Below are 18,410 nucleotides of genomic sequence, written 5' to 3' on the forward strand. Positions count from 1 at the left end.
GCCCAGCCCATGACGCATCATGTGATCCTTGGCGCCGGCCCGGCCGGCGTCATCGCCGCGGAAACGATCCGCAAGCATGCGCCCGCCGACCGCATCACGCTGGTCGGCGACGAGCCCGAGCCGCCGTACTCGCGCATGGCGATCCCGTACCTGCTGATCGGCCAGATCGGCGAGCCGGGCACGTACCTGCGCAAGGCGCCCGGCCACTACGAGGCACTGCGCATCGAGCGCGTGCACGGCCGCGCCAGCGCCGTGGACGTGCAGGCGCGCACCGTGCGGTTGGCCGATGGCGCCACGCTGTCGTTCGACCAGCTGCTGATCGCCACCGGCTCGCAGCCCGTCAAGCCGCCGATCCATGGCATCAGCCTGCCCGGTGTTCACCATTGCTGGACGCTGGCCGATGCGCGTGCGATCCTGCAGCGCGCCACGCCCGGCGCGCGCGTGCTGCAGCTGGGCGCCGGCTTCATCGGCTGCATCATCATGGAGGCGCTCAAGCAGCGCGGCGTGCAGCTGACGGTGGTCGAGATGGGCGACCGCATGGTGCCGCGCATGATGGGGCCGGCCGCCGGCGGCATGATCCGCCGCTGGTGCGAACGGCAGGGCGTGCGGGTGCTGACCGGCACGCGCATCGAGGCCATCGAGCACGCGGCGCCGTTGCAGGCCCGGCTGTCCAACGGCGAGCGCGTGGCCGCCGATCTCGTCATCATCGCCGCCGGGGTGCGCCCGGCGATAGGGTTCCTGGAAGGCAGTGGCATCCGCTGCCTGCAGGGCGTGCTGACGGACGAGCGCATGCAGACCAGCGTGCCGGGCATCTACGCCGCCGGCGACTGTGCCGAGGCGTTCGACGAGATCACGGGCCGCACCCTCGTCAGTGCCATCCAGCCCAACGCCGCGGAGCAGGCGCGCGTGGCCGCCCTCAACATGGTGGGCCGACCGGCGCGCTTGCGCGGCGTCACGCAGATCAACGTGTTGGATACGCTCGGACTGATCTCCACCAGCTTCGGCCAGTGGCAGGGCGTGCCGGGCGGGGAGCGGGTCGAATGGGTCGACGAGCGGCAGAACCGCGTCATCAGCCTGGCCTTCGACGGCGACCGTCTGATCGGCAGCAACACGGTTGGCTGGACGGAGCACGTCGGCGCGCTGCGCGGGCTGGTGGAGGGCAGGGTGCGTCTGGGTCCGTGGAAGGAGACGCTGCGGCGTGATCCCACCCAGTTCATGGCCGCCTACCTGGCCAGCGCGCAGGGCCAGGCCGGCTGGTGCGGTGCCGCCGACGTCCGTCGTCGTTGATGCCGCGCCTGCCAGCCCGTCGGCCCGGCGCCGCGCATCTTCGGGCGCCGCGCACTACCATGCCACGATGAACATCACGCTCAAGCTGTTCGCGACGTTGTCGGATCACCTTCCGGCCGGCACACGCGGCAACGCGATCACGTTGCCGTTGGCCGACGGCGCCACGGTGCAGGAGGCCATCGACCGGCTCAACCTGCCGCCCAGGCTCGTGCATCTGGTGCTGGTCAACGGGGTATACGTGCCGCCAGAGCAGCGCGGTGAGCGCGTGCTGGCCGACGGCGACGTGCTGGCGATCTGGCCGCCGATCGCGGGGGGGTGACGCGTTGCCGGACGGTGCCGACGCGGGTGCGCAGCCCGAGGCGGTACCGCCTCGTTTCGAGCGCGAGCTCACCGCCAGCGCCGCGGAGTGGGAGCGCATGGTCGGGCTGGTTTGTCCGGATGCCCGTCTCGTATCCATGCAGGGCCGGGCGTGGATTCCCGTCGGCGCGGGCGGCTTGTCGCTGCGCTGGCGCGACCTGCCACCGGTTGCCCTGGGGGCGGTAAGGCTGCCGCGGCTGCGCGTGCGCTTCCGCTTCCGCGCGGTGCCGGCCGACCGGCGTACCTCCTTCATGCAGGACTTCGACCGCGGCACGCGGCGCGGTGGCGGCTAGGCTTGGCCATGCCGCACAATGCGGCCTTGCGTTTGCTTCAACCCTTTGCTCGCTCATCATGGCTCATCACGTCAACGTCACGCTCACCCGCCGCAGCGGCTACCAGTTCGAGATCGACTTCGGCGCCGACTGGCCGCACGTGTTCAGCGACGAGCCGGCCCCGCTCGGCCAGGGGCAGGGCCCCACGCCCAACCACCTGCTGCTGGCGGCGGTGGCCAACTGCCTGTCGGCCAGCCTGACGTTTGCGCTGACCAAGTTCAAGAACGACCCCGGCGCCCTGCGCGCGGTGGCGCGTTCCACCGTCGAGCGCAACGAGCAGGGCCGGCTGCGCATCCAGCGCATCGAGGTCGACATCCAGCTGGAGCGCCCCGGCGCCGACTACGAGCACCTGGACCGCATCCTGGCGCAGTTCGAGGAGTTCTGCACCGTCTCGATGAGCGTGCGCCAGGGGGTGCCGATCGACATCCGCGTTCTGGACGGCAGCGGGCAGCGGCTCAAGGGTTGAGCGGCCCGCCCAGCGCGGCGATCAGGTCGTCGAGCAGGCTGGACAGCTCACCGGTGGCGATCGCCGCATCGGCGTCGAAGCGATCCGCCTCGCCGTGGTCGCTGGCCTCGAAGACGCCGTCGTCGAAGGCGATGCGGCGCAGCTGCAGGGCCTCGGTCAACACGAACTGCACGCGCCCGTCCCAGTCCAGCGCCAGCCGGGTGGGCCGCTTGCCCTGCGCCAGGTGCGTGCGCATCGCTTCGGCGTCCAGCGTGTGGCGCGCGTAGCGCACCATCGGCGGGCTGTCGCCGTCGCCCTTGAGCTCCACCTCGCGCCCGGGGGCGAAGTGGAGCGGCCAGTCCTCGGTGCTGCTCCCGAGCCACGCCGCCATGGCGCTGGCCGGGGAAGTGGCCGTGGCCAGCGGCTCGGCGCGCCAGCCTGGCAGCGCCTCCACCAGCGCCGTGGTCACGGCGTCCACCCGCCGTGCCGTGGTCGTGTCCAGCAACAGACGGCCCGCGCGCACGTCCCACCAGACCCACACGTCCGCCGACTGGGCGAAGGCGCGTGGCAGCAGTTCCTGCTGGATGGCCTCCTTGAGCTCGCGCTGCTCGCGCCGCCCCGGCTGGCGCCCCTCGGTGGCCTCGATCCGGGCGCAACGCGCCTCGAGTTCGCGCCGCACTGCCGTGGCCGGCACGCGCTTGTGCTCCAGCCGCAGCCGCATCAGCCGGTGCCCGGCCACCGCCTCCACCAGCGGCGCGTGCGGATCGTCGCGCGGCGGCACCCAGCCCAGGCTTTCCGCCTGCGTCGGCCCGCACGGCACGAAGGGGCGCCGCCGCAGCGCCTCCTCGATCGCCTCCAGCTCCAGCGTCGGCGCCTCGGCCACGCGCAGCACGGTCAGGTTCTTGAACATCGGCCAGGCTTCTCCGCCGCCGTGCGCGGCGGCAGCCCCCGCAGGCGCGTCGCGCACGGCCAACAAAAAGGCCCCGCATGCGGGGCCGGTTCGATTCTGGAGCGGCTGATGGGAATCGAACCCACGTCTTGAGCTTGGGAAGCTCAGGTCCTACCATTGAACGACAGCCGCGCTGAAGCGTATTGTAGCGAATCGTCGTGCACCCACCTCGGCGGCTGCCTCGCACGCGAGCCGGCTTCGGGTCTTGGGGAAGCGGCCGCAAGGCTGATTCAACCTCGCGCCACCTCCCACCCCACGATCTGGCGCCTCGTGCGGCTGAACTCGACGCCCAGCTCGATCACCTCCGTGATGCCCGGCGCGCCGCGATATTTGGCCGCGTAGTCGCGAGCCTTGAGCTGCCGCATGGCCTCGCCGGTGGGCTCCTCGCCGTCGACCACCTTGAACTCGATCACCCAGGCGCGGCCGGCGTGGCGGATGACGAGGTCGCACTGGCCCGGGTTGGAGACCTCCTCCGGCACGATGTCCAGGCCGAGGCTGGCCAGATGGCTGTAGAAGACGCTGGCGTAGTAGCCCTCGTACCGGGCGATGGGGTTGGCGCGCACCCAGTCGTGCGGGATGCTGGCGTAGAGCCGCTCGAAGTGCGCGCGCAGGCCCTCGGCATCGCCTTCGGTGAGCAGGTCGTACAGCCGCATCGTCAGCTGGGACAGCGGCGTGCCGCCCGGCAGCCACCCCCCCAGCAGCAGCGCCTCGTTGAGGGCGCTGCGCACCTCCAGGTTGGGCACGCGCAGCGTGTAGACGGTGGCTGCGCCCTTGCGCTGCTGGCCGTCGATGGTGAGATAGCCGGTCTGCCACAGCAGCGCCTCGGGCTCGATGCGCTCCACGTCGAAGGCCGACAGCAGCTGCTCGCTGGCGTAGAGCCGCTCCAGCTGCGGGGTGAAGAACCCCTTGCCGCGCAGCCAGTGCACCAGAAACGTCGGCGTGCCGGTCTCGAACCAGTGCGCGCGGAACTGCCGCTCGGCCAGCAGCAGCAGCACGTCGAACGGGTTGTAGACGCTCACCGGCCCCCAGCGGTAGCCGTTGTACCAGCGGCGGATCTCCTCGCGGTCCAGCGGCTGGCCTTCCTCGGCAGCGGCCTGCAGTTCCGGCGCGAAGACGGTGTCGATGTCTTCATCCGTGTAGCCGCAGATCGTGCCGTACTCGGGCGACAGCGTGATGTCGCGCAGGTTGTTCAGGCCCGAAAAGATGGAGACCTTGCTGAACTTGGACACGCCGGTCAGCAGCACGAAGCGCAGGTCGGCGTCTCTGCCCTTGATGACGCTGTAGAGGTTGCGCAGGCCCTCGCGCATGGCGCGGGCGACCTCCGGCGTCTCGAGGTTGTCGAGGATGGGCTTGTCGTATTCATCGACCAGCACCACGGCCTGGCGGCCGTGGGCTTCGGCGCTGCGGGTGATGAGGTCGGCAAAGCTGCCGGGGATGTCCTCGGGGTCTTCCAACGCGACGCCCAGGCGCTGCGCCTGCTCGCGCAGCTGGCGGCGGATGTGGCGCTCGAGTTCCTCGCGCTTCTCCAGCCGGCCTTCGGCAAAGCTCAGGCGAATCACCGGGTGCGGCCTGGCCCAGTCCCAGTGGTCGGCCAGGAACAGCCGCTCGCGCGGGGCGCTGCCGTCGGATCCATCGTGCGCGTCGAACAGTTCGCGGCGGCACTCGAAGGCGCAGGCGATGGTGTCCAGCAGCAGGCTCTTGCCGAAGCGGCGCGGGCGCGAGAGGAAGTAGTGCTTGCCGCTGTCGACCAGGCGCGCGATCAGCGGCGTCTTGTCGACGTAGTAGTAGCCGCCCTCGCGGATGTCGCGCAGGGTCTGGATGCCGATGGGCAGCTTGCGGCGGGTGGGCGTGACCTGGTTCATGCCGCCAAGGGTAGCACGGTCACACCCACGGGATCGCCGTCGCCGCCAGGCGGGGAGGGTGGGCGCAGGCTCTTCCATTCACGTCGCGACCACCTGCCCGCGCGCCGGCGGTCACTTGAGCACGTCGCCGATGCAGACGTACTTGATCTCGACGTACTCGTCGATGCCGTGGTGCGACCCCTCGCGGCCAAGGCCCGACTGCTTGACGCCGCCGAACGGCACATGCTCGGTGGCCAGGATGCCGACGTTGACGCCGACCATGCCGTACTCCAGCGCCTCGGCGACACGGAAGATGCGTCCCACGTCGCGGCTGTAGAAGTAGCCCGCCAGGCCATATTCGGTGTCATTGGCCATGCGGATCACCTCTTCCTCGGTACGGAAGCGGAACACCGGCGCAAACGGGCCGAATGTCTCTTCCCGGGCGCACAGCATGTCGGGCGTGGCGTCGGCCACCACGGTGGGCGCATAGAACAGCCCGCCGAGGCGCCGTCCGCCGGTCAGCAGCCGCGCGCCCTTGGCCAGCGCGTCGTCCACGTGGCGCTGCACCTTCTCCACCGCAGCCTCCTCGATCAGAGGCCCCTGGTTGACGCCCTCCTCGAAGCCGTTGCCGACCCTGGCGGTGGCCACTTTGGCGGCGAACTTCTGCACGAACGCCTCGTACACCCCCTCCTGCACGTAGATGCGGTTGGAGCAGACGCAGGTCTGGCCGGCGTTGCGGTACTTGCTGGCAAACGCCCCTTCCACCGCGCTGTCGATGTCGGCGTCGTCGAAGACGATGAACGGCGCGTTGCCGCCCAGCTCCAGCGACAGCTTCTTGATCGTCGGGGCGCTTTGCGCCATCAGGATGCGGCCGACCTCGGTGGAGCCGGTGAAGCTCAGGTGCCGCACCACGGGGCTGGCGCACAGCACCTGGCCGATCTCGACGCTGCCGGGGCCGTCGCTGGTCAGCACGTTGAGCACGCCGGCCGGGATGCCGGCGCGCATGGCCAGCTCCGCGGCCGCCAGCGCCGTCAGCGGCGTCTGTTCGGCCGGCTTGATCACCACCGTGCAGCCGGCGGCCAGCGCCGGGGCCACCTTGCGCGTGATCATCGCCAGCGGAAAATTCCACGGCGTGATGGCCGCGCAGACGCCGATGGGCTGCTTCAGCACCAGCAGCCGGCGGTTCATGTCGAAGGGCGGCAGCGTCTCGCCGTTGACGCGCTTGGCCTCCTCGGCGAACCACTCGACGAAACTGGCGCCGTAGGCCACTTCACCCTTGGCCTCCGGCAGCGGCTTGCCCTGCTCGGCGGTCATCAGCCGCGCCAGATCGTCCTGGTGGGCCATGAGCAGTTCGTACCACCGGCGCAGGAGGTTGGCGCGTTCCTTGGCCGTGCGGTTGCGCCACGCCGGCCAGGCGGCGTTGGCCGCGGCGATGGCGGCTTCGGCCTCGGCCGGTCCGAGCCGGGCCACCTCCGCGAGCCTGGCCCCGGTGGCCGGGTCGTGCACGGCAAAGCGCGCCGGGCCGGCCACCCAGCGGCCATCGATCAGCGCGTCGGTCTTCAGCAGCGTCGGGTCACGCAGCAGGGCAAGCGGTGAGGTCGGCATGTCCATCGGGAAACTCCATCCATCCAGGCTCCTGTGATCGCCGTACTGTAGCCCGGCCGGCGTGCGCGTGGCGGTACAGCGCGCGACAGCCGGCACGCCGTTGTGCCGGGCTGCGGGCCGGTACAGCCTCACCATGGCCGGCCGATGACGGCTCACCGATACCGCACGCCCGGCAGCACGCACAGCATCTCGTACAGCAGGTTGGCGCCGAGCAGCGCAGTGTTGCCGCTCGGGTCGTAGGGAGGGGAGACCTCGACGAGGTCACAGCCCACCAGCCGCAGGCCACGGCAGCCGCGCACGATCTCCAGGGCCTGCGGGACGGTCAGCCCCCCGATTTCCGGGGTACCCGTTCCTCCGGCGTAGGCCGGGTCGATGCCGTCGATGTCGAAGCTGAGGTAGGTTGGGGTCTGCGGTCCGATCTGCTGACGAATCTGATCCATCAGCGGTGCCAGCGTTTGCCCCCAGACCTCGTGGGCAGGCACGAGGTGAAATCCTTGGCGGCGCGGCCAGTCGAAGTCGTCGATGGCGTACCCCGTCCCCCGCAGCCCTATCTGCCAGACCTTGTTTCTCTGCAGCAGCCCTTCCTCGACCGCCCGCCGGAACGGCGTGCCATGGGCCAACGGTTCGCCGAACATGGCGTCGTTGACGTCCGCGTGGGCATCGACGTGGATCAGCGCCACCGGGCCATGTCGAGCGGCCACCGCGCGCAGGATCGGCAGCACGAGGGTATGGTCCCCGCCCAGCGTCAGCGGAGTGCAGCCGGCGTCGATGATGGGGCGGTAGTGGCGCTCGATGATGTCGACCGATTTCGGCAGGTGGTAAGGATTGATCGGCACATCCCCAAGATCGGCTACCTGCAGCGTGTCGAACGGTGCGGCACCCGTGGCCATGTTGTAGGGCCGCAGCAGAGCCGACTCGGCGCGGATCTGGCGCGGACCGAAGCGGGCGCCCGGGCGATGGCTGGTGCCGATGTCCAGCGGCACGCCGATGAATGCGGCGTCGAGGCCGTGCGGGGTGTCGGCCGCCGGCAGGCGCATCATCGTCGCCGGTCCGCCGAAGCGCGGCATCTCGTTGCCGCCGAGCGGCTGGTTGCGCGGCGGGATGGGGTGGACCGGTTCGTTCATCGCCGGGTCCTTCCGCGCAGCCACTCCAGGGTCAGCATCAGTGCCGTGGTGAAAAGCGTCAGCAGCGTCGCCACCGCGGCGATCGTCGGGGAAATGTTTTCACGGATGCCGGTGAACATCTGTCGGGGCAGCGTCACCTGGTCGGGGCCGGCCAGGAAGAGTGTGACCACGACCTCGTCGAAGGAGGTGGCAAAGGCGAACAGCGCGCCGGACAGCACGCCGGGAGCGATCACCGGCAGTGTGACGCGGCGAAATGTCTCCAAGGGGCTGGCACCGAGACTGAGACTTGCGCGCACGAGGTTCTGGTTGAAGTTCTGCAGCGTGGCGGTGACGGTGGTGACGACGAACGGCGCGCCCAGCGCCGCGTGAGCCAGGATCAGGCCGAGGTAGGAGTCGTTGAGGCCGAGGCGGGCGAAATAGAGGTAGGTGCCGACCGCCACCACGATCACCGGCACCACCATCGGCAGCAGGATGAGGCTGTTGACCAGCTCCTTGCCCGGGAAGCGCGAGCGCGCCAGCCCCATGGCCGCCAGCGTGCCCAGCACGGTGGCGATCAGCGTCGCGGCGGGGGCGACGATGAAGCTGTTGCGGGCAGCGCGCGCCCACTCCGGTGCCGAGGCCATCTCACGGTACCAGCGCAGCGACCAGCCCTCGATTGGATACGCCAGAAACGTGCTGTCGCTGAACGACAGCGGCACGATCGCCAGGATCGGCAGCAGCAGGAACACCAGCACCAGAGCCGCCATCAGCCGCAGCGCCCACCAGCCCAGGATGTCCGGCCAGCGGTAGTGGGCGGGCAGGTCCGGTCGCAGTCGCAACCCTTTCATCCGGTCACCCCAGACTGAGACCGCCGCGCGCGACGCGACGGTAGAACCCGAACAGCACCAACGTGGCGCCGAGCAGCACCCCGCCGAGGGCGCACGCCATGCCCCAGTTGACCTCCACGTTGGTGTACTGGGCGATGTAGTAGCTCAGCATCTGGTCGCCGGCTCCGCCCAGCAGCGCGGGGGTCACGTAATAACCGATCGACGTGATGAACACCAGCAGACACCCTGCGGCCACGCCCGGGTAGGTCTGGGGCACGTAGACGCGGAAAAACGCCGCCAGGGGGTGGCTGCCCAGAGAGACGGCGGCGCGCAGGTAGTTCGCGGGCACGCTCCTCATCACGCTGTACAGCGGCAGGATCATGAACGGCAGCAGGATGTGCACCATGGCGATGATCACGCCGGTGCGGTTGAACAGCAGCGGCAGCGGCGCGTCGATGAGGCCCAGGGCCTGCAATCCGCGGTTGATCAGTCCGTTGCTCTGCAGCAGCACGATCCAGGCCGCGATGCGCACCAGTACCGAGGTCCAGAACGGCAGCAGCACCAGGATCAGCAGCAGGTTGGCACGCCGTTCGGGCAGCGTCGAGAGCCAGAACGCCAACGGGTAGGCCATCAGCAGCGCCACGACCGTCACGGTGGCGCTGATGGCGAAGGTGCGCAGCAGGATGTCCCCGAAAACCGCCTCTTCCGCGGGCAGCCGCTGCAGATTGCCCTCGACGTCGCGGCGCAAGTCGATCGCTGCCAGCAGGTAGTCTGGCGTCCAGCGCTGCGTATTCTTGGCAATGGCGCGCCAGTAATCCAGCTCGGCCCAGCGCACGTCGAGCTCCAGAAGCGCCGCGCGCGCCTTTTCGGGAGGCGGCGGGTCCGTGCGGATGGCGCGATAGGTGCCCATGATCAGCGAGCGCGCCCCGGGCGCCTCGCTGTTGAGCCGCCGCGCCAGCGCGCCGGCCTGGGCTGTCTCCTCGATCGCGTAAAGGTCGGCCACGATCGCCGCATAGGCGGCATCCGGCGGGGCGTGGTGTCCGTCCCAGAGCTGCAGGGCACGTGCGGTGGCGGGCAGGGCGTCGGCGACCTCGGGGTTCTCGACGCCGCGCAGCAGCATCGCGGCCAGCGGCACCAAAAAGAACACCAGCAGGAACAGAAGCAGCGGGGCGGTCAGGGCCGCCGCGCGCCACTGCTGGCGCCGCTGGGCGCGCCGCAGGCGCCGCACGAGCTCGCGCCCGCCAGCGGCCGAGACGGCAGGGGTTACTGCGCCGCCCATGCCGCGAAGCGCTTCTCCAGGGCCTCACCCTGGTCGGCCCAGAACTGGATGTTGAAGCGCAGCGCCTCGCGGCTGTTGGCCGGCGACGTGGGCAGCTGCTCCAGCACCTTCGCATCCAGACGGGCGATCGCCTTCGTGTTGGTGGGGCCGTAGGAGATCAGGCGGGCGTATTCGGCTTGTGCCTCGGGGGTGCTGGCCAGCGCGATGAACCGGTGGGCCAGATCCCGGTTCGGCGAACCCTTCGGGATGACCCAGTAGTCGAGGTCATAGATGCCGCCCGTCCAAGTGATCTTGAGGTTGCGACCTTCGCGCTGGGCCGCGTCGATGCGGCCGTTGTAGGCGGTGGTCATGACGACGTCGCCGGCGACGAGGAACTGGGGCGGCTGGGCGCCAGCCTCCCACCACTGGATGTGGGGCTTGAGCTCGGTCAGCTTGCGGAAGGCCCGGTCGGCGCCTTCCTTGGTGGCCAGTACCTTGTAGACATCGGCCGGCTTGACGCCGTCTGCCATCAGGGCGAACTCCAGGTTGTAGCGAGCCCCCTTGCGCATGCCGCGCTTGCCCGGATATTTCTTCACGTCCCAGAAATCGGCCCAGCTCTTCGGGGCGTCCTTCAGTCGGTCGCCGTTGTAGGCCAGCACCGTCGACCACACGAACGTACCGACTCCGCAGTCGTGCACGGCGTCGGGCATGAAGTCGGCCTTGTTGCCGATCTTGGACCAGTCCAGCTTCTCGAACAGCCCCTCGTCGCAGCCGCGGCTGACATCCGGGCTTTCGACCTCGACCACGTCCCACGTGACACGCCGGGCCTCGACCATGGCCTTGATGCGCGCCTGCTCGCCGTTGTACTCGACGGCAGTCACCCGCACGTTGGCCGCCTTCTCGAAGGGCTCGATGTAGGCCTTCTTCTGGGCGGCACCGTTGGCACCGCCAAAGTTGACGACCGTCAGCGTGGCCTGTTGCGCGTAGGCCGTCCAGGCGGTCAGCGCGATGGCAGCGGCGATGGCGGCGGGGATGGCAGCACGTTTCATCGGGGATCTCCTCTGGTGGTGGAAGACGTCATCGGTAGGCGCGCAGGTGTTGCGCGGGCAGGTGCAGCCGTATCGGCTGCCCGGGCTGGACGGGAGCGGCAACCAGCGGCCGCTTGACCGTGATTTCATGTTGCGCATGGCGGCACCGCAGCCTGACGTGGTCGCCGAAATAGATCACGTCCTCGACCGTGGCCATCAGGACGTTGTCGCTGGCGGTCTCGTCGTCGGCCAGCACGCCGATGCGCTCCGGGCGAATGCAGCAGGTCACCGGGGTGCCGGGGCCGGCGGCGTTGACGTTGAGCGCGGTCAGGCGGACGCCGCCGCCGACATCGACAATCACACCTCCCTCCCGCGCGGCAGCCACCGTGCCGGGCAGGTTGGTGCTGTCGCCGACGAAGGTGGCGACGAAGCGGTTGACGGGGGTCTCGTAGAGGCGTTCGACCGGGTCGATCTGCTGGATGATGCCGTCGTTGAACACGGCCACCCGATCGGACATCGTCAGGGCCTCGGACTGGTCGTGTGTCACGTAGACGAACGTCAGGCCGAGGCGGCGGTGCAGGGCCTTGAGTTCCAGCTGCATATGTTCACGCAGCTGCTTGTCCAGCGCCCCGAGCGGTTCGTCCATCAGCACCAGCTGCGGGTCGAACACCAGCGCCCGCGCCAGCGCGACGCGTTGGCGCTGCCCCCCTGACAGCTGCGCCGGGTACCGGTCGGCCAAGGCCACCATCTGCACCATGTCCAGCGCGCGCCGGATCCGTCGCTCCCGTTCGGCGCGGTCGAGGCGACGCACCGTCAGCGGATAAGCGATGTTTTCCGCCACCGTCATGTGCGGAAACAGCGCATAGTCCTGAAACACCATGCCGAAGTGGCGCTTGTGTGGCGGGGTGTGGGTGATGTCGCGCTCGCGCAGCAGGATGCGGCCTGCCGTCGGCGTCTCGAAGCCCGCCAGCATCATCAGCGTGGTGGTCTTGCCCGATCCGGATGGTCCGAGCAGCGAGATGAACTCCCCAGTCTCGATCGTCAGGTGCAGGTCGCGCACGACGAGATGTTTGCCGTCGTAGGTCTTCTGGACGGCGTCGAAGGTGACGAGGGGGTTGGCGGCCATAGGGCTGGGCAGGACGATGAACGGCACTCTAGCCTACGGCGGTGCATTCGGCCGGTACAGTTGGCACCGCCCCGCGTGGGCGCTGTACCGCCGCGCAGGCCGGTACATGGATTCCCGGGGGGCTGCGACGGTGCATCCGGCACCTCCATGGGGACGTGCGATGCGCCAACATGGGGATATCCTGCTGCACGGATGGCTTCATTCCCACGCCGCCGGCGCCGTGCCCAACCCCGGCGGCGGCAGCTCCGCCATGGGCCGCGCGCCGTCGAAGCGCACCGGATGCGCCACCATCGGCGGGCGGTCCTGTCGGGCCGGCAGCACGAGGCCGCGCGCCAAGGTGTGCGGATGCGCCATCACTTGGGCGAGGTCGTGGATGGGGGCGCACGGCACGCCGGCGGCTTCCAGCGCCTGCGCCCAGTCGCCGGTGGGGCGCGTGCGCAGCCAGTCGGCGATGCGCGGCACCAGTTCGCCGCGGTGCTGCACGCGCGCGGGGTTGGTGGCGTAGCGCGGGTCGCGCGCCACTTCCGGGTGACCTGCCACCTCGCAGAAGCGGGCGAACTGCGCGTCGTTGCCGACCGCCAGCACCAGGTGCCCGTCGGCGGTGGCAAACGCCTGGTATGGCACGATGTTGGGGTGGGCGTTGCCCAGGCGCCGGGGCGTGGCGCCGCCGATCAGCTGGTTGGCCGCCTGGTTGGCCAGCATCGCCACCGCGACGTCGAACAGCGCCACGTCCAGCACGCGGCCGCGGCCGGTGCGGGCGCGTTCGTGCAGGGCGGCCAGGATCGCCGTGGCGGCGTAGAGGCCGGTCATCAGATCGATCACCGCCACGCCGACCTTCAGCGGCTCGCCGTCGGGCTCGCCGGTGATGCTCATCAGGCCGGCCTCGGCCTGGATGGCGAAGTCGTAGCCGGGCTTGGACGCCAGCGGCCCGCTCTGGCCGTAGCCGGTGATGGAGCAGTAGATCAGGCGCGGGTTCAGGCGCGTGAGGCTTGCGGCATCCAGTCCAACCTTGGCCAGCTGGCCGACCTTGTAGTTTTCCAGCAGCACGTCGGCCTGGGCGGCCAGCTGCCGCACCTGCGCGATGCCGTCGGGGTGGGTGAGATCCAGCGCCACCGAGCGCTTGCCGCGGTTGGCGCAGATGAAGTAGGCGGACTGGCGCGCTGCGCCCTCGCCCCACCACGGCGGGCCCCAGGCGCGGGTGTCGTCGCCGCCGCCGGGTCGCTCGACCTTGAGCACGTCGGCGCCGTAGTCGGCCAGGATCTGGCTGGCCCACGGGCCGGCCAGCACGCGCGACAGGTCCAGCACCCGCACGCCCTCGAGCGGCCGGGGCGGGGCCGGGGCGGCGGAGGGGGGTGGGGTGGAGGCATCCATCGGCGGCCCCCTTTTCAGTTGGCGAACGCCGCGATGCCGGTGATGGCACGGCCCAGGATCAGCGCGTGGATGTCGTGCGTGCCTTCGTAGGTGTTGACGACCTCCAGGTTGACCAGGTGGCGCGCCACGCCGTATTCGTCGCTGATGCCGTTGCCGCCCATCATGTCGCGCGCCATGCGGGCGATCTCCAGCGCCTTGCCGCAGCTGTTGCGCTTGCACACGCTGGTGAGCTCCACCGGCGCGCGCCCCTCGTCCTTGAGCCGCCCCAGCCGCAGGCACGCCTGCAGGCCGATGCCGATCTCGGTCAGCATGTCGGCGAGCTTCTTCTGGATCAGCTGGTTGGCCGCCAGCGGCCGGCCGAACTGGCGCCGATCCAGCACATACTGGCGCGCGCGCAGGTAGCAGTCTTCCGCCGCGCCGAGCGCCCCCCAGGCGATGCCGTAGCGCGCGCTGTTGAGGCAGGTGAAGGGGCCCTTGAGACCGCGGATCTCGGGGAAGGCGTTCTCCTCAGGGCAGAAGACGTCGTCCATGACGATCTCGCCGGTGATGGAGGTGCGCAAGCCCACCTTGCCGTGGATGGCCGGGGCCGACAGGCCTGCCCAGCCCTTTTCCAGCACGAAGCCGCGGATCTGACCCTCGTCGTCCTTGGCCCAGACGACGAACACGTCGGCGATCGGCGCGTTGGTGATCCACATCTTGGCGCCGCTCAGGCGCCAGCCCCCCGGCACCTTGCGCGCGCGCGTGGTCATGCTGCCCGGGTCGGAGCCGTGGTTGGGCTCCGTGAGGCCGAAGCACCCCACCCACTCGCCGCGGGCGAGCTTGGGCAGGTATTTCTGCCGCTGCGCCTCGGTGCCGAATTCGAAGATCGGCACCATCACCAGCGAGCTCTGCACGCTCATCATGCTGCGGTAGCCGCTGTCGACGCGCTCGACCTCGCGCGCGATCAGGCCGTAGCTGACGTAGTTCAGGCCGGCGCCACCGTACTGCTCGGGGATGGTGGGGCCGAGCAGCCCCAGCTCGCCCATCTCGTGGAAGATCGCGCGGTCGGTCTGCTCATGCCGGAAGGCCTGCTGCACGCGCGGCAGCAGCTTGTCCTGACAGTAGGCGCGCGCGGCGTCGCGCACGGCGCGCTCCTCCGGCAGCAGCTGGTCGTCGAGGAAGAACGGGTCGGCCCAGTCGAAGGCGGTCTTGGTCGGTTTCATGGTACGGGTGTGGGGAATCGGGCAGGTGGGGTGGCGCCCTTGGCACGCTGGCTTCAGGTATGCCGCGACGGAATCGTAGGGCGATGAGTGCTCCACGGCAAACGATTTTTTCTGGTGCTGATATGAGTTTTTCGTATATCTTATGCGCGGCAGTCATAAAATATAACTGTCAGTCATATTTTTCGCTTGATCCATGCGCCGCCGCCTTCCCACCCTGCAGGCCCTGCAATGCTTCGAGGCCGCCGCACGCCACCAGAGCTTTTCGCGCGCGGCGCAGGAGCTGGCGCTGACGCAGGGGGCGGTGTCACGCCAGGTGGCGGGGCTGGAGGGCATGCTCGGCGTCAAGCTGTTTCGCCGCACGCAGCACGGCATGGCCCTGACCCCGGCGGGGGCGGATTACGCGCGGCAGGTCCGCCTGCGACTGGAGGCGCTGGAGCGCGACACGGTCGACCTGATGGCCCGCCGCGGTCAGGGTGACAGCGTCACGCTGGCCACCGTGCCGACGTTTGCCACGCGCTGGCTGATTCCGCGCCTGCCGCGGCTGGCGGCGCGCCACCCGCAGCTGCTGGTGCACCTGGAGACGCGCACGCGCCCGTTCCTGTTCCTCGACAGCGGACTGGAGGCGGCGCTGTGGGCCGGCACGCCCGCGCAGCTGCGCCAATGGGCCGGCACGCGTGCCACGCGCCTGCTGGACGAGGAGGTGCTGCCGGTGTGCAGCCCGCGGCTGCTGCCCCACGGGCAGCCGGTGCCGCCGCAGGAACTGGTCGGCCTGCCGTTGCTGCAGCAGTCCACCCGGCCCGACGCCTGGCGGCGCTGGTTCGAGGCGCAGGGTGTGGAGGCGCCGCACGCGATGGCCGGGCCGCGCTACGAGCTGTTCTCCATGCAGGCCGCAGCGGCCATCGCCGGGCTGGGCGTGGCGCTGATGCCGACCCTGCTGGTGCAGCAGGAGCTGGCCCGCGGCGAGCTGGTGGTGGCGTGCGCCGCGCCGCTGCGCGGCGAGCGCGCCTACTACCTGGTGCAACCCGACGGGCCCGAGCGCGAGGCGCTGGCGCGCCTGCGCGCGTGGCTGGTGGAGGAGTGCGCCGCCGCGGCCCGCTCGCCGCCGGGGTGAGTCATCATCCTTGCAAATCTGGAGTTGTGCTCCATAATTGCAAGGATGATCGAGCGACGGCTGTTGCGTGAAGTGTTGTTGGCGCTGGATGAGGCCCCGGCGGTGGCCTTGCTGGGGCCACGGCAGGCGGGCAAAACCACCTTGGCGCTGGAAGTGGCGGCGCGCCGACCGGCGGTGTATCTCGATTTGGAGTCGGAGGTCGATCGGGCCAAGCTGAGCGATCCGGCGCTCTACCTGTCGGCTCACGAGGACAAGTTGGTCATTCTGGATGAGGTGCAACGTACTCCCGAGCTGTTTCGCACGCTGCGCGGTCTGATCGATCAGGGGCGACGCCGGGGCCAAGGGACGGGACGCTTTCTGGTGTTGGGCTCGGCCTCGATCGAGCTGCTTCGGCAATCCAGCGAGTCGCTGGCCGGGCGGATCCGCTACCTGGAACTCGGGCCGCTGGACGCAGGGGAGGTGGGATCAGGGCGGTTGCAAGCCCTTTGGCTGCGTGGGGGCTTTCCCTTGAGCCTGTTGGCTGCCTCCGATGCGGCCAGCCTGCGCTGGCGGCTTGACTTTATTCGCACCTACCTGGAGCGCGACATCCCGCAGCTGGGCCCGCGCATTCCGGCGGAGACCCTGCGCCGTTTCTGGACCATGCTGGCCCACCAGCAAGGGGCTTTGCTCAACGCGGCCGCGTTGGCGCGCGCCTTGGCGGTCGATGGCAAGACCGTGGCGCGCTACCTCGACCTGCTGGTGGATCTGCTGCTGGTGCGGCGGCTGCCGCCGTGGTCGCACAACGTGGGCAAGCGGCTGGTCAAGTCACCCAAGGTGTATGTGCGCGACAGCGGGTTGGTGCACGCGCTGCTGGGCATTGCCGACCACGAGGCGCTGCTGGCGCACCCCGTGGCCGGGGCGAGTTGGGAGGGCATGGTCATCGAGTCCCTGTTGGCGGCCGCCCCCGCGGGCACGCAGGCGTCGTTTTTCCGCACCGCGGCGGGGGCGGAAATCGACTTGCTGCTGGAGCTGCCAGGCCATGCAGCGCCATGGGCTGTTGAAATCAAGCGAAGTTCGGCGCCGAAACTGGAGCGAGGGTTTTATGCCGGACTGCAGGCCGTGCAACCCGAGCGGGCCTGGGTGGTGTATGCCGGAAGCGAGCGCTTCGCGCTGGCCCCGGGCGTGGAGGCGATGCCGCTGCCCGAAGCCGTGCGGCTGTTGGCTGACCGTGACCCGGGCGAATGACCCAGCCCTCGCGCCAGGACGTGTTGTTCAACCCTTCGCCGCCGCCAGCGCCGCCTCCATGATCGCCAGCCCTTCGTCGAGCAGCGCGTCGCTGGCCGTCAGTGGCACCAGGATGCGGATCACGTTGCCGTAAAGCCCGCAGGACAGCAGCACCAGCCCGCGCTGCAGCGCCTCGGCGCACAGGCGCCGCGTCAGCTCGGCGGCGGGGCGGGTGAGGTCGCCGCCCTCGAACAGCTCGATGGCCACCATGGCCCCCAGGCCCCGCACGTCGCGGATCTCGGCATGGCGCGCCATCATCGCGGTCAGCCCCGCGCGCAGCCGCTCGCCGATGGCGCGGCTGCGCTCCAGCAGCCGCTCCTCCTCGAACACATCCAGCACCGCCAGTGCCGCCGCGCACGCCAGCGGATGCCCGGCGTAGGTGCCGCCCAGCCCGCCCGGTGGCACCTTGTCCATCAGCTCGGCGCGGCCGATGACGGCGGAGATCGGAAAGCCGCCCGCCATGCTCTTGGCCATCGTGACCATGTCCGGCGCCACGCCCCACTGCTCGCAGGCCAGCCAGGTGCCGGTGCGGCCGGCGCCGGTCTGCACCTCGTCGGCGATGAAGACGATGCCGTGCTCGTCGCACAGCCGGCGCAGTGCGCGCGCGAACTCGAACGGCGCGACGTAGAAGCCCCCTTCGCCCTGCACCGGCTCCAGGATGATGGCGGCCACGCGCTGCGGCTCGATGTCGTACTTGAAGAGGTGCTGCAGGCTGCGCAGCGCGTCGTCCACCGTCACGCCGTGCAGCGCGTTGGGGTATTCGGCGTGATAGACCTCGGCCGGAAACGGCCCGAAGCCTGCCTTGTAGGGTGCGACCTTGCCGGTCAGCGCCATGCCCAGCAGCGTGCGGCCATGGAAGCCGCCGCCGAAGGCGATGACCGCCTGCCGGCCGGTGGCGGCGCGCGCGATCTTGACGGCGTTTTCCACCGCCTCGGCGCCGGTGGAGAGGAAGAACGCCTTCTTGGCGAAGTCGCCGGGCGTCCTGGCGATCAGGCGCTCGGCCAGCTCGACGTAGGGTTCGTAGGCCAGCACCTGAAAGCAGGTGTGGTGCAGCTTGTCCAGCTGCGCCTTGACGGCCTCGACGATGCGCGGGTGGCGGTGGCCGGTGTTGAGCACCGCGATGCCGCCGGCGAAGTCGATGTAGCGGCGGCCCTCGACGTCCCAGACCTCGGCGCCTTCGGCGCGCTCGGCGAACACTTCATGCGTCTGGCCCAGCCCGGCGGGCAGCGCGGCGCGGCGGCGCGCCATCAGGGCGGCGTTGGTGCGGGAGGCGGCGGGCAGGTTCGGATCACGGTGCATGGTCGG

17 protein-coding genes and 1 tRNA gene are annotated in these 18,410 nt (G+C 70.0%); 6 read left to right on the forward strand and 12 right to left on the reverse strand.

What is annotated here, in order from left to right; translation table 11 throughout:
- Window positions 1-9 precede the first annotated feature (9 nt).
- From Tsedi_RS09195 to Tsedi_RS09210, 4 genes are all read left to right on the forward strand, one after another.
- A complete protein-coding gene (locus Tsedi_RS09195) occupies window positions 10-1,287 on the forward strand; it encodes an NAD(P)/FAD-dependent oxidoreductase (RefSeq protein ID WP_143895878.1) in 1,278 nt (425 codons plus the stop codon).
- A 67-nt stretch (window positions 1,288-1,354) separates the two neighbouring features.
- Window positions 1,355-1,606 (forward strand): MoaD/ThiS family protein, encoded by a 252-nt coding sequence (locus Tsedi_RS09200; RefSeq protein ID WP_143895880.1) that lies wholly within the window; start codon window positions 1,355-1,357, stop codon window positions 1,604-1,606.
- A 4-nt stretch (window positions 1,607-1,610) separates the two neighbouring features.
- Complete coding sequence (locus Tsedi_RS09205) at window positions 1,611-1,937, forward strand: hypothetical protein (protein ID WP_143895882.1); 327 nt, start codon at window positions 1,611-1,613, stop codon at window positions 1,935-1,937.
- Between the two features lie 58 nt (window positions 1,938-1,995).
- Window positions 1,996-2,442 (forward strand): OsmC family protein, encoded by a 447-nt coding sequence (locus Tsedi_RS09210; protein WP_143895884.1) that lies wholly within the window; start codon window positions 1,996-1,998, stop codon window positions 2,440-2,442.
- Here the strand turns inward: Tsedi_RS09210 and Tsedi_RS09215 are convergent.
- From Tsedi_RS09215 to Tsedi_RS09265, 11 genes are all read right to left on the reverse strand, one after another.
- A complete protein-coding gene (locus Tsedi_RS09215) occupies window positions 2,432-3,331 on the reverse strand; it encodes a recombination-associated protein RdgC (protein ID WP_143895885.1) in 900 nt (299 codons plus the stop codon). The two genes, Tsedi_RS09210 and Tsedi_RS09215, sit on opposite strands and share 11 nt — an antisense overlap.
- 97 nt (window positions 3,332-3,428) lie before the next feature.
- Window positions 3,429-3,502, reverse strand: a tRNA-Gly gene (locus Tsedi_RS09220).
- 98 nt (window positions 3,503-3,600) lie between these two features.
- Window positions 3,601-5,232 (reverse strand): ATP-binding protein, encoded by a 1,632-nt coding sequence (locus Tsedi_RS09225; protein ID WP_143895887.1) that lies wholly within the window; start codon window positions 5,230-5,232, stop codon window positions 3,601-3,603.
- Window positions 5,233-5,343: 111 nt separating this feature from the next.
- Window positions 5,344-6,822, reverse strand: coding sequence for an NAD-dependent succinate-semialdehyde dehydrogenase (locus Tsedi_RS09230; protein ID WP_143895889.1), 1,479 nt, complete (start codon window positions 6,820-6,822; stop codon window positions 5,344-5,346).
- 146 nt (window positions 6,823-6,968) lie between these two features.
- Window positions 6,969-7,940, reverse strand: a complete 972-nt coding sequence (gene speB, locus Tsedi_RS09235; RefSeq protein ID WP_143895891.1) for an agmatinase — start codon at window positions 7,938-7,940, stop codon at window positions 6,969-6,971.
- A complete protein-coding gene (locus Tsedi_RS09240) occupies window positions 7,937-8,767 on the reverse strand; it encodes an ABC transporter permease (RefSeq protein ID WP_143895893.1) in 831 nt (276 codons plus the stop codon). The genes speB and Tsedi_RS09240 overlap by 4 nt, the downstream gene beginning before the upstream one ends.
- Before the next feature lie 4 nt (window positions 8,768-8,771).
- Window positions 8,772-10,025, reverse strand: coding sequence for an ABC transporter permease (locus tag Tsedi_RS09245; RefSeq protein ID WP_143895895.1), 1,254 nt, complete (start codon window positions 10,023-10,025; stop codon window positions 8,772-8,774).
- Complete coding sequence (locus Tsedi_RS09250; protein ID WP_143890276.1) at window positions 10,010-11,053, reverse strand: ABC transporter substrate-binding protein; 1,044 nt, start codon at window positions 11,051-11,053, stop codon at window positions 10,010-10,012. The genes Tsedi_RS09245 and Tsedi_RS09250 overlap by 16 nt, the downstream gene beginning before the upstream one ends.
- Window positions 11,054-11,081: 28 nt before the next feature.
- Window positions 11,082-12,158, reverse strand: coding sequence for an ABC transporter ATP-binding protein (locus tag Tsedi_RS09255; RefSeq protein WP_143895897.1), 1,077 nt, complete (start codon window positions 12,156-12,158; stop codon window positions 11,082-11,084).
- Window positions 12,159-12,356: 198 nt separating this feature from the next.
- A complete protein-coding gene (locus Tsedi_RS09260) occupies window positions 12,357-13,529 on the reverse strand; it encodes a CaiB/BaiF CoA transferase family protein (protein WP_143895899.1) in 1,173 nt (390 codons plus the stop codon).
- Window positions 13,530-13,543: 14 nt separating this feature from the next.
- Complete coding sequence (locus Tsedi_RS09265) at window positions 13,544-14,731, reverse strand: acyl-CoA dehydrogenase (RefSeq protein ID WP_143895901.1); 1,188 nt, start codon at window positions 14,729-14,731, stop codon at window positions 13,544-13,546.
- 193 nt (window positions 14,732-14,924) lie between these two features.
- Here Tsedi_RS09265 and Tsedi_RS09270 point away from each other — a divergent pair, with 193 nt between their 5' ends.
- Together Tsedi_RS09270 and Tsedi_RS09275 are read left to right on the forward strand one after the other, a co-directional pair.
- A complete protein-coding gene (locus Tsedi_RS09270) occupies window positions 14,925-15,842 on the forward strand; it encodes a LysR substrate-binding domain-containing protein (protein ID WP_143895903.1) in 918 nt (305 codons plus the stop codon).
- A 45-nt stretch (window positions 15,843-15,887) separates the two neighbouring features.
- Complete coding sequence (locus Tsedi_RS09275; protein WP_143895905.1) at window positions 15,888-17,066, forward strand: ATP-binding protein; 1,179 nt, start codon at window positions 15,888-15,890, stop codon at window positions 17,064-17,066.
- 27 nt (window positions 17,067-17,093) lie between these two features.
- Here Tsedi_RS09275 and gabT read toward each other — a convergent pair whose 3' ends face one another.
- Window positions 17,094-18,404: a 4-aminobutyrate--2-oxoglutarate transaminase gene (gabT, locus tag Tsedi_RS09280; protein ID WP_143895907.1), complete on the reverse strand. Its 1,311-nt coding sequence runs from the start codon at window positions 18,402-18,404 to the stop codon at window positions 17,094-17,096.
- Between the last annotated feature and the right edge of the window lie 6 nt (window positions 18,405-18,410).

The sequence above is a fragment of the Tepidimonas sediminis genome, from assembly GCF_007556605.1.
Lineage (GTDB): Bacteria > Pseudomonadota > Gammaproteobacteria > Burkholderiales > Burkholderiaceae_C > Tepidimonas > Tepidimonas sediminis.

What these genes read in the sequence shown, in the direction of transcription:
- Tsedi_RS09195 (WP_143895878.1), top strand. Translation starts at nt 10, where the DNA reads ATGACGCATCATGTGATCCTTGGCGCCGGCCCGGCCGGCGTCATCGCC.
- Tsedi_RS09200 (WP_143895880.1), top strand. Translation starts at nt 1,355, where the DNA reads ATGAACATCACGCTCAAGCTGTTCGCGACGTTGTCGGATCACCTTCCG.
- Tsedi_RS09210 (WP_143895884.1), top strand. Translation starts at nt 1,996, where the DNA reads ATGGCTCATCACGTCAACGTCACGCTCACCCGCCGCAGCGGCTACCAG.
- Tsedi_RS09215 (WP_143895885.1), bottom strand. Translation starts at nt 3,331, where the DNA reads ATGTTCAAGAACCTGACCGTGCTGCGCGTGGCCGAGGCGCCGACGCTG.
- Tsedi_RS09225 (WP_143895887.1), bottom strand. Translation starts at nt 5,232, where the DNA reads ATGAACCAGGTCACGCCCACCCGCCGCAAGCTGCCCATCGGCATCCAG.
- Tsedi_RS09230 (WP_143895889.1), bottom strand. Translation starts at nt 6,822, where the DNA reads ATGGACATGCCGACCTCACCGCTTGCCCTGCTGCGTGACCCGACGCTG.
- speB (WP_143895891.1), bottom strand. Translation starts at nt 7,940, where the DNA reads ATGAACGAACCGGTCCACCCCATCCCGCCGCGCAACCAGCCGCTCGGC.
- Tsedi_RS09240 (WP_143895893.1), bottom strand. Translation starts at nt 8,767, where the DNA reads ATGAAAGGGTTGCGACTGCGACCGGACCTGCCCGCCCACTACCGCTGG.
- Tsedi_RS09245 (WP_143895895.1), bottom strand. Translation starts at nt 10,025, where the DNA reads ATGGGCGGCGCAGTAACCCCTGCCGTCTCGGCCGCTGGCGGGCGCGAG.
- Tsedi_RS09250 (WP_143890276.1), bottom strand. Translation starts at nt 11,053, where the DNA reads ATGAAACGTGCTGCCATCCCCGCCGCCATCGCCGCTGCCATCGCGCTG.
- Tsedi_RS09255 (WP_143895897.1), bottom strand. Translation starts at nt 12,158, where the DNA reads ATGGCCGCCAACCCCCTCGTCACCTTCGACGCCGTCCAGAAGACCTAC.
- Tsedi_RS09260 (WP_143895899.1), bottom strand. Translation starts at nt 13,529, where the DNA reads ATGGATGCCTCCACCCCACCCCCCTCCGCCGCCCCGGCCCCGCCCCGG.
- Tsedi_RS09265 (WP_143895901.1), bottom strand. Translation starts at nt 14,731, where the DNA reads ATGAAACCGACCAAGACCGCCTTCGACTGGGCCGACCCGTTCTTCCTC.
- Tsedi_RS09270 (WP_143895903.1), top strand. Translation starts at nt 14,925, where the DNA reads ATGCGCCGCCGCCTTCCCACCCTGCAGGCCCTGCAATGCTTCGAGGCC.
- Tsedi_RS09275 (WP_143895905.1), top strand. Translation starts at nt 15,888, where the DNA reads ATGATCGAGCGACGGCTGTTGCGTGAAGTGTTGTTGGCGCTGGATGAG.
- gabT (WP_143895907.1), bottom strand. Translation starts at nt 18,404, where the DNA reads ATGCACCGTGATCCGAACCTGCCCGCCGCCTCCCGCACCAACGCCGCC.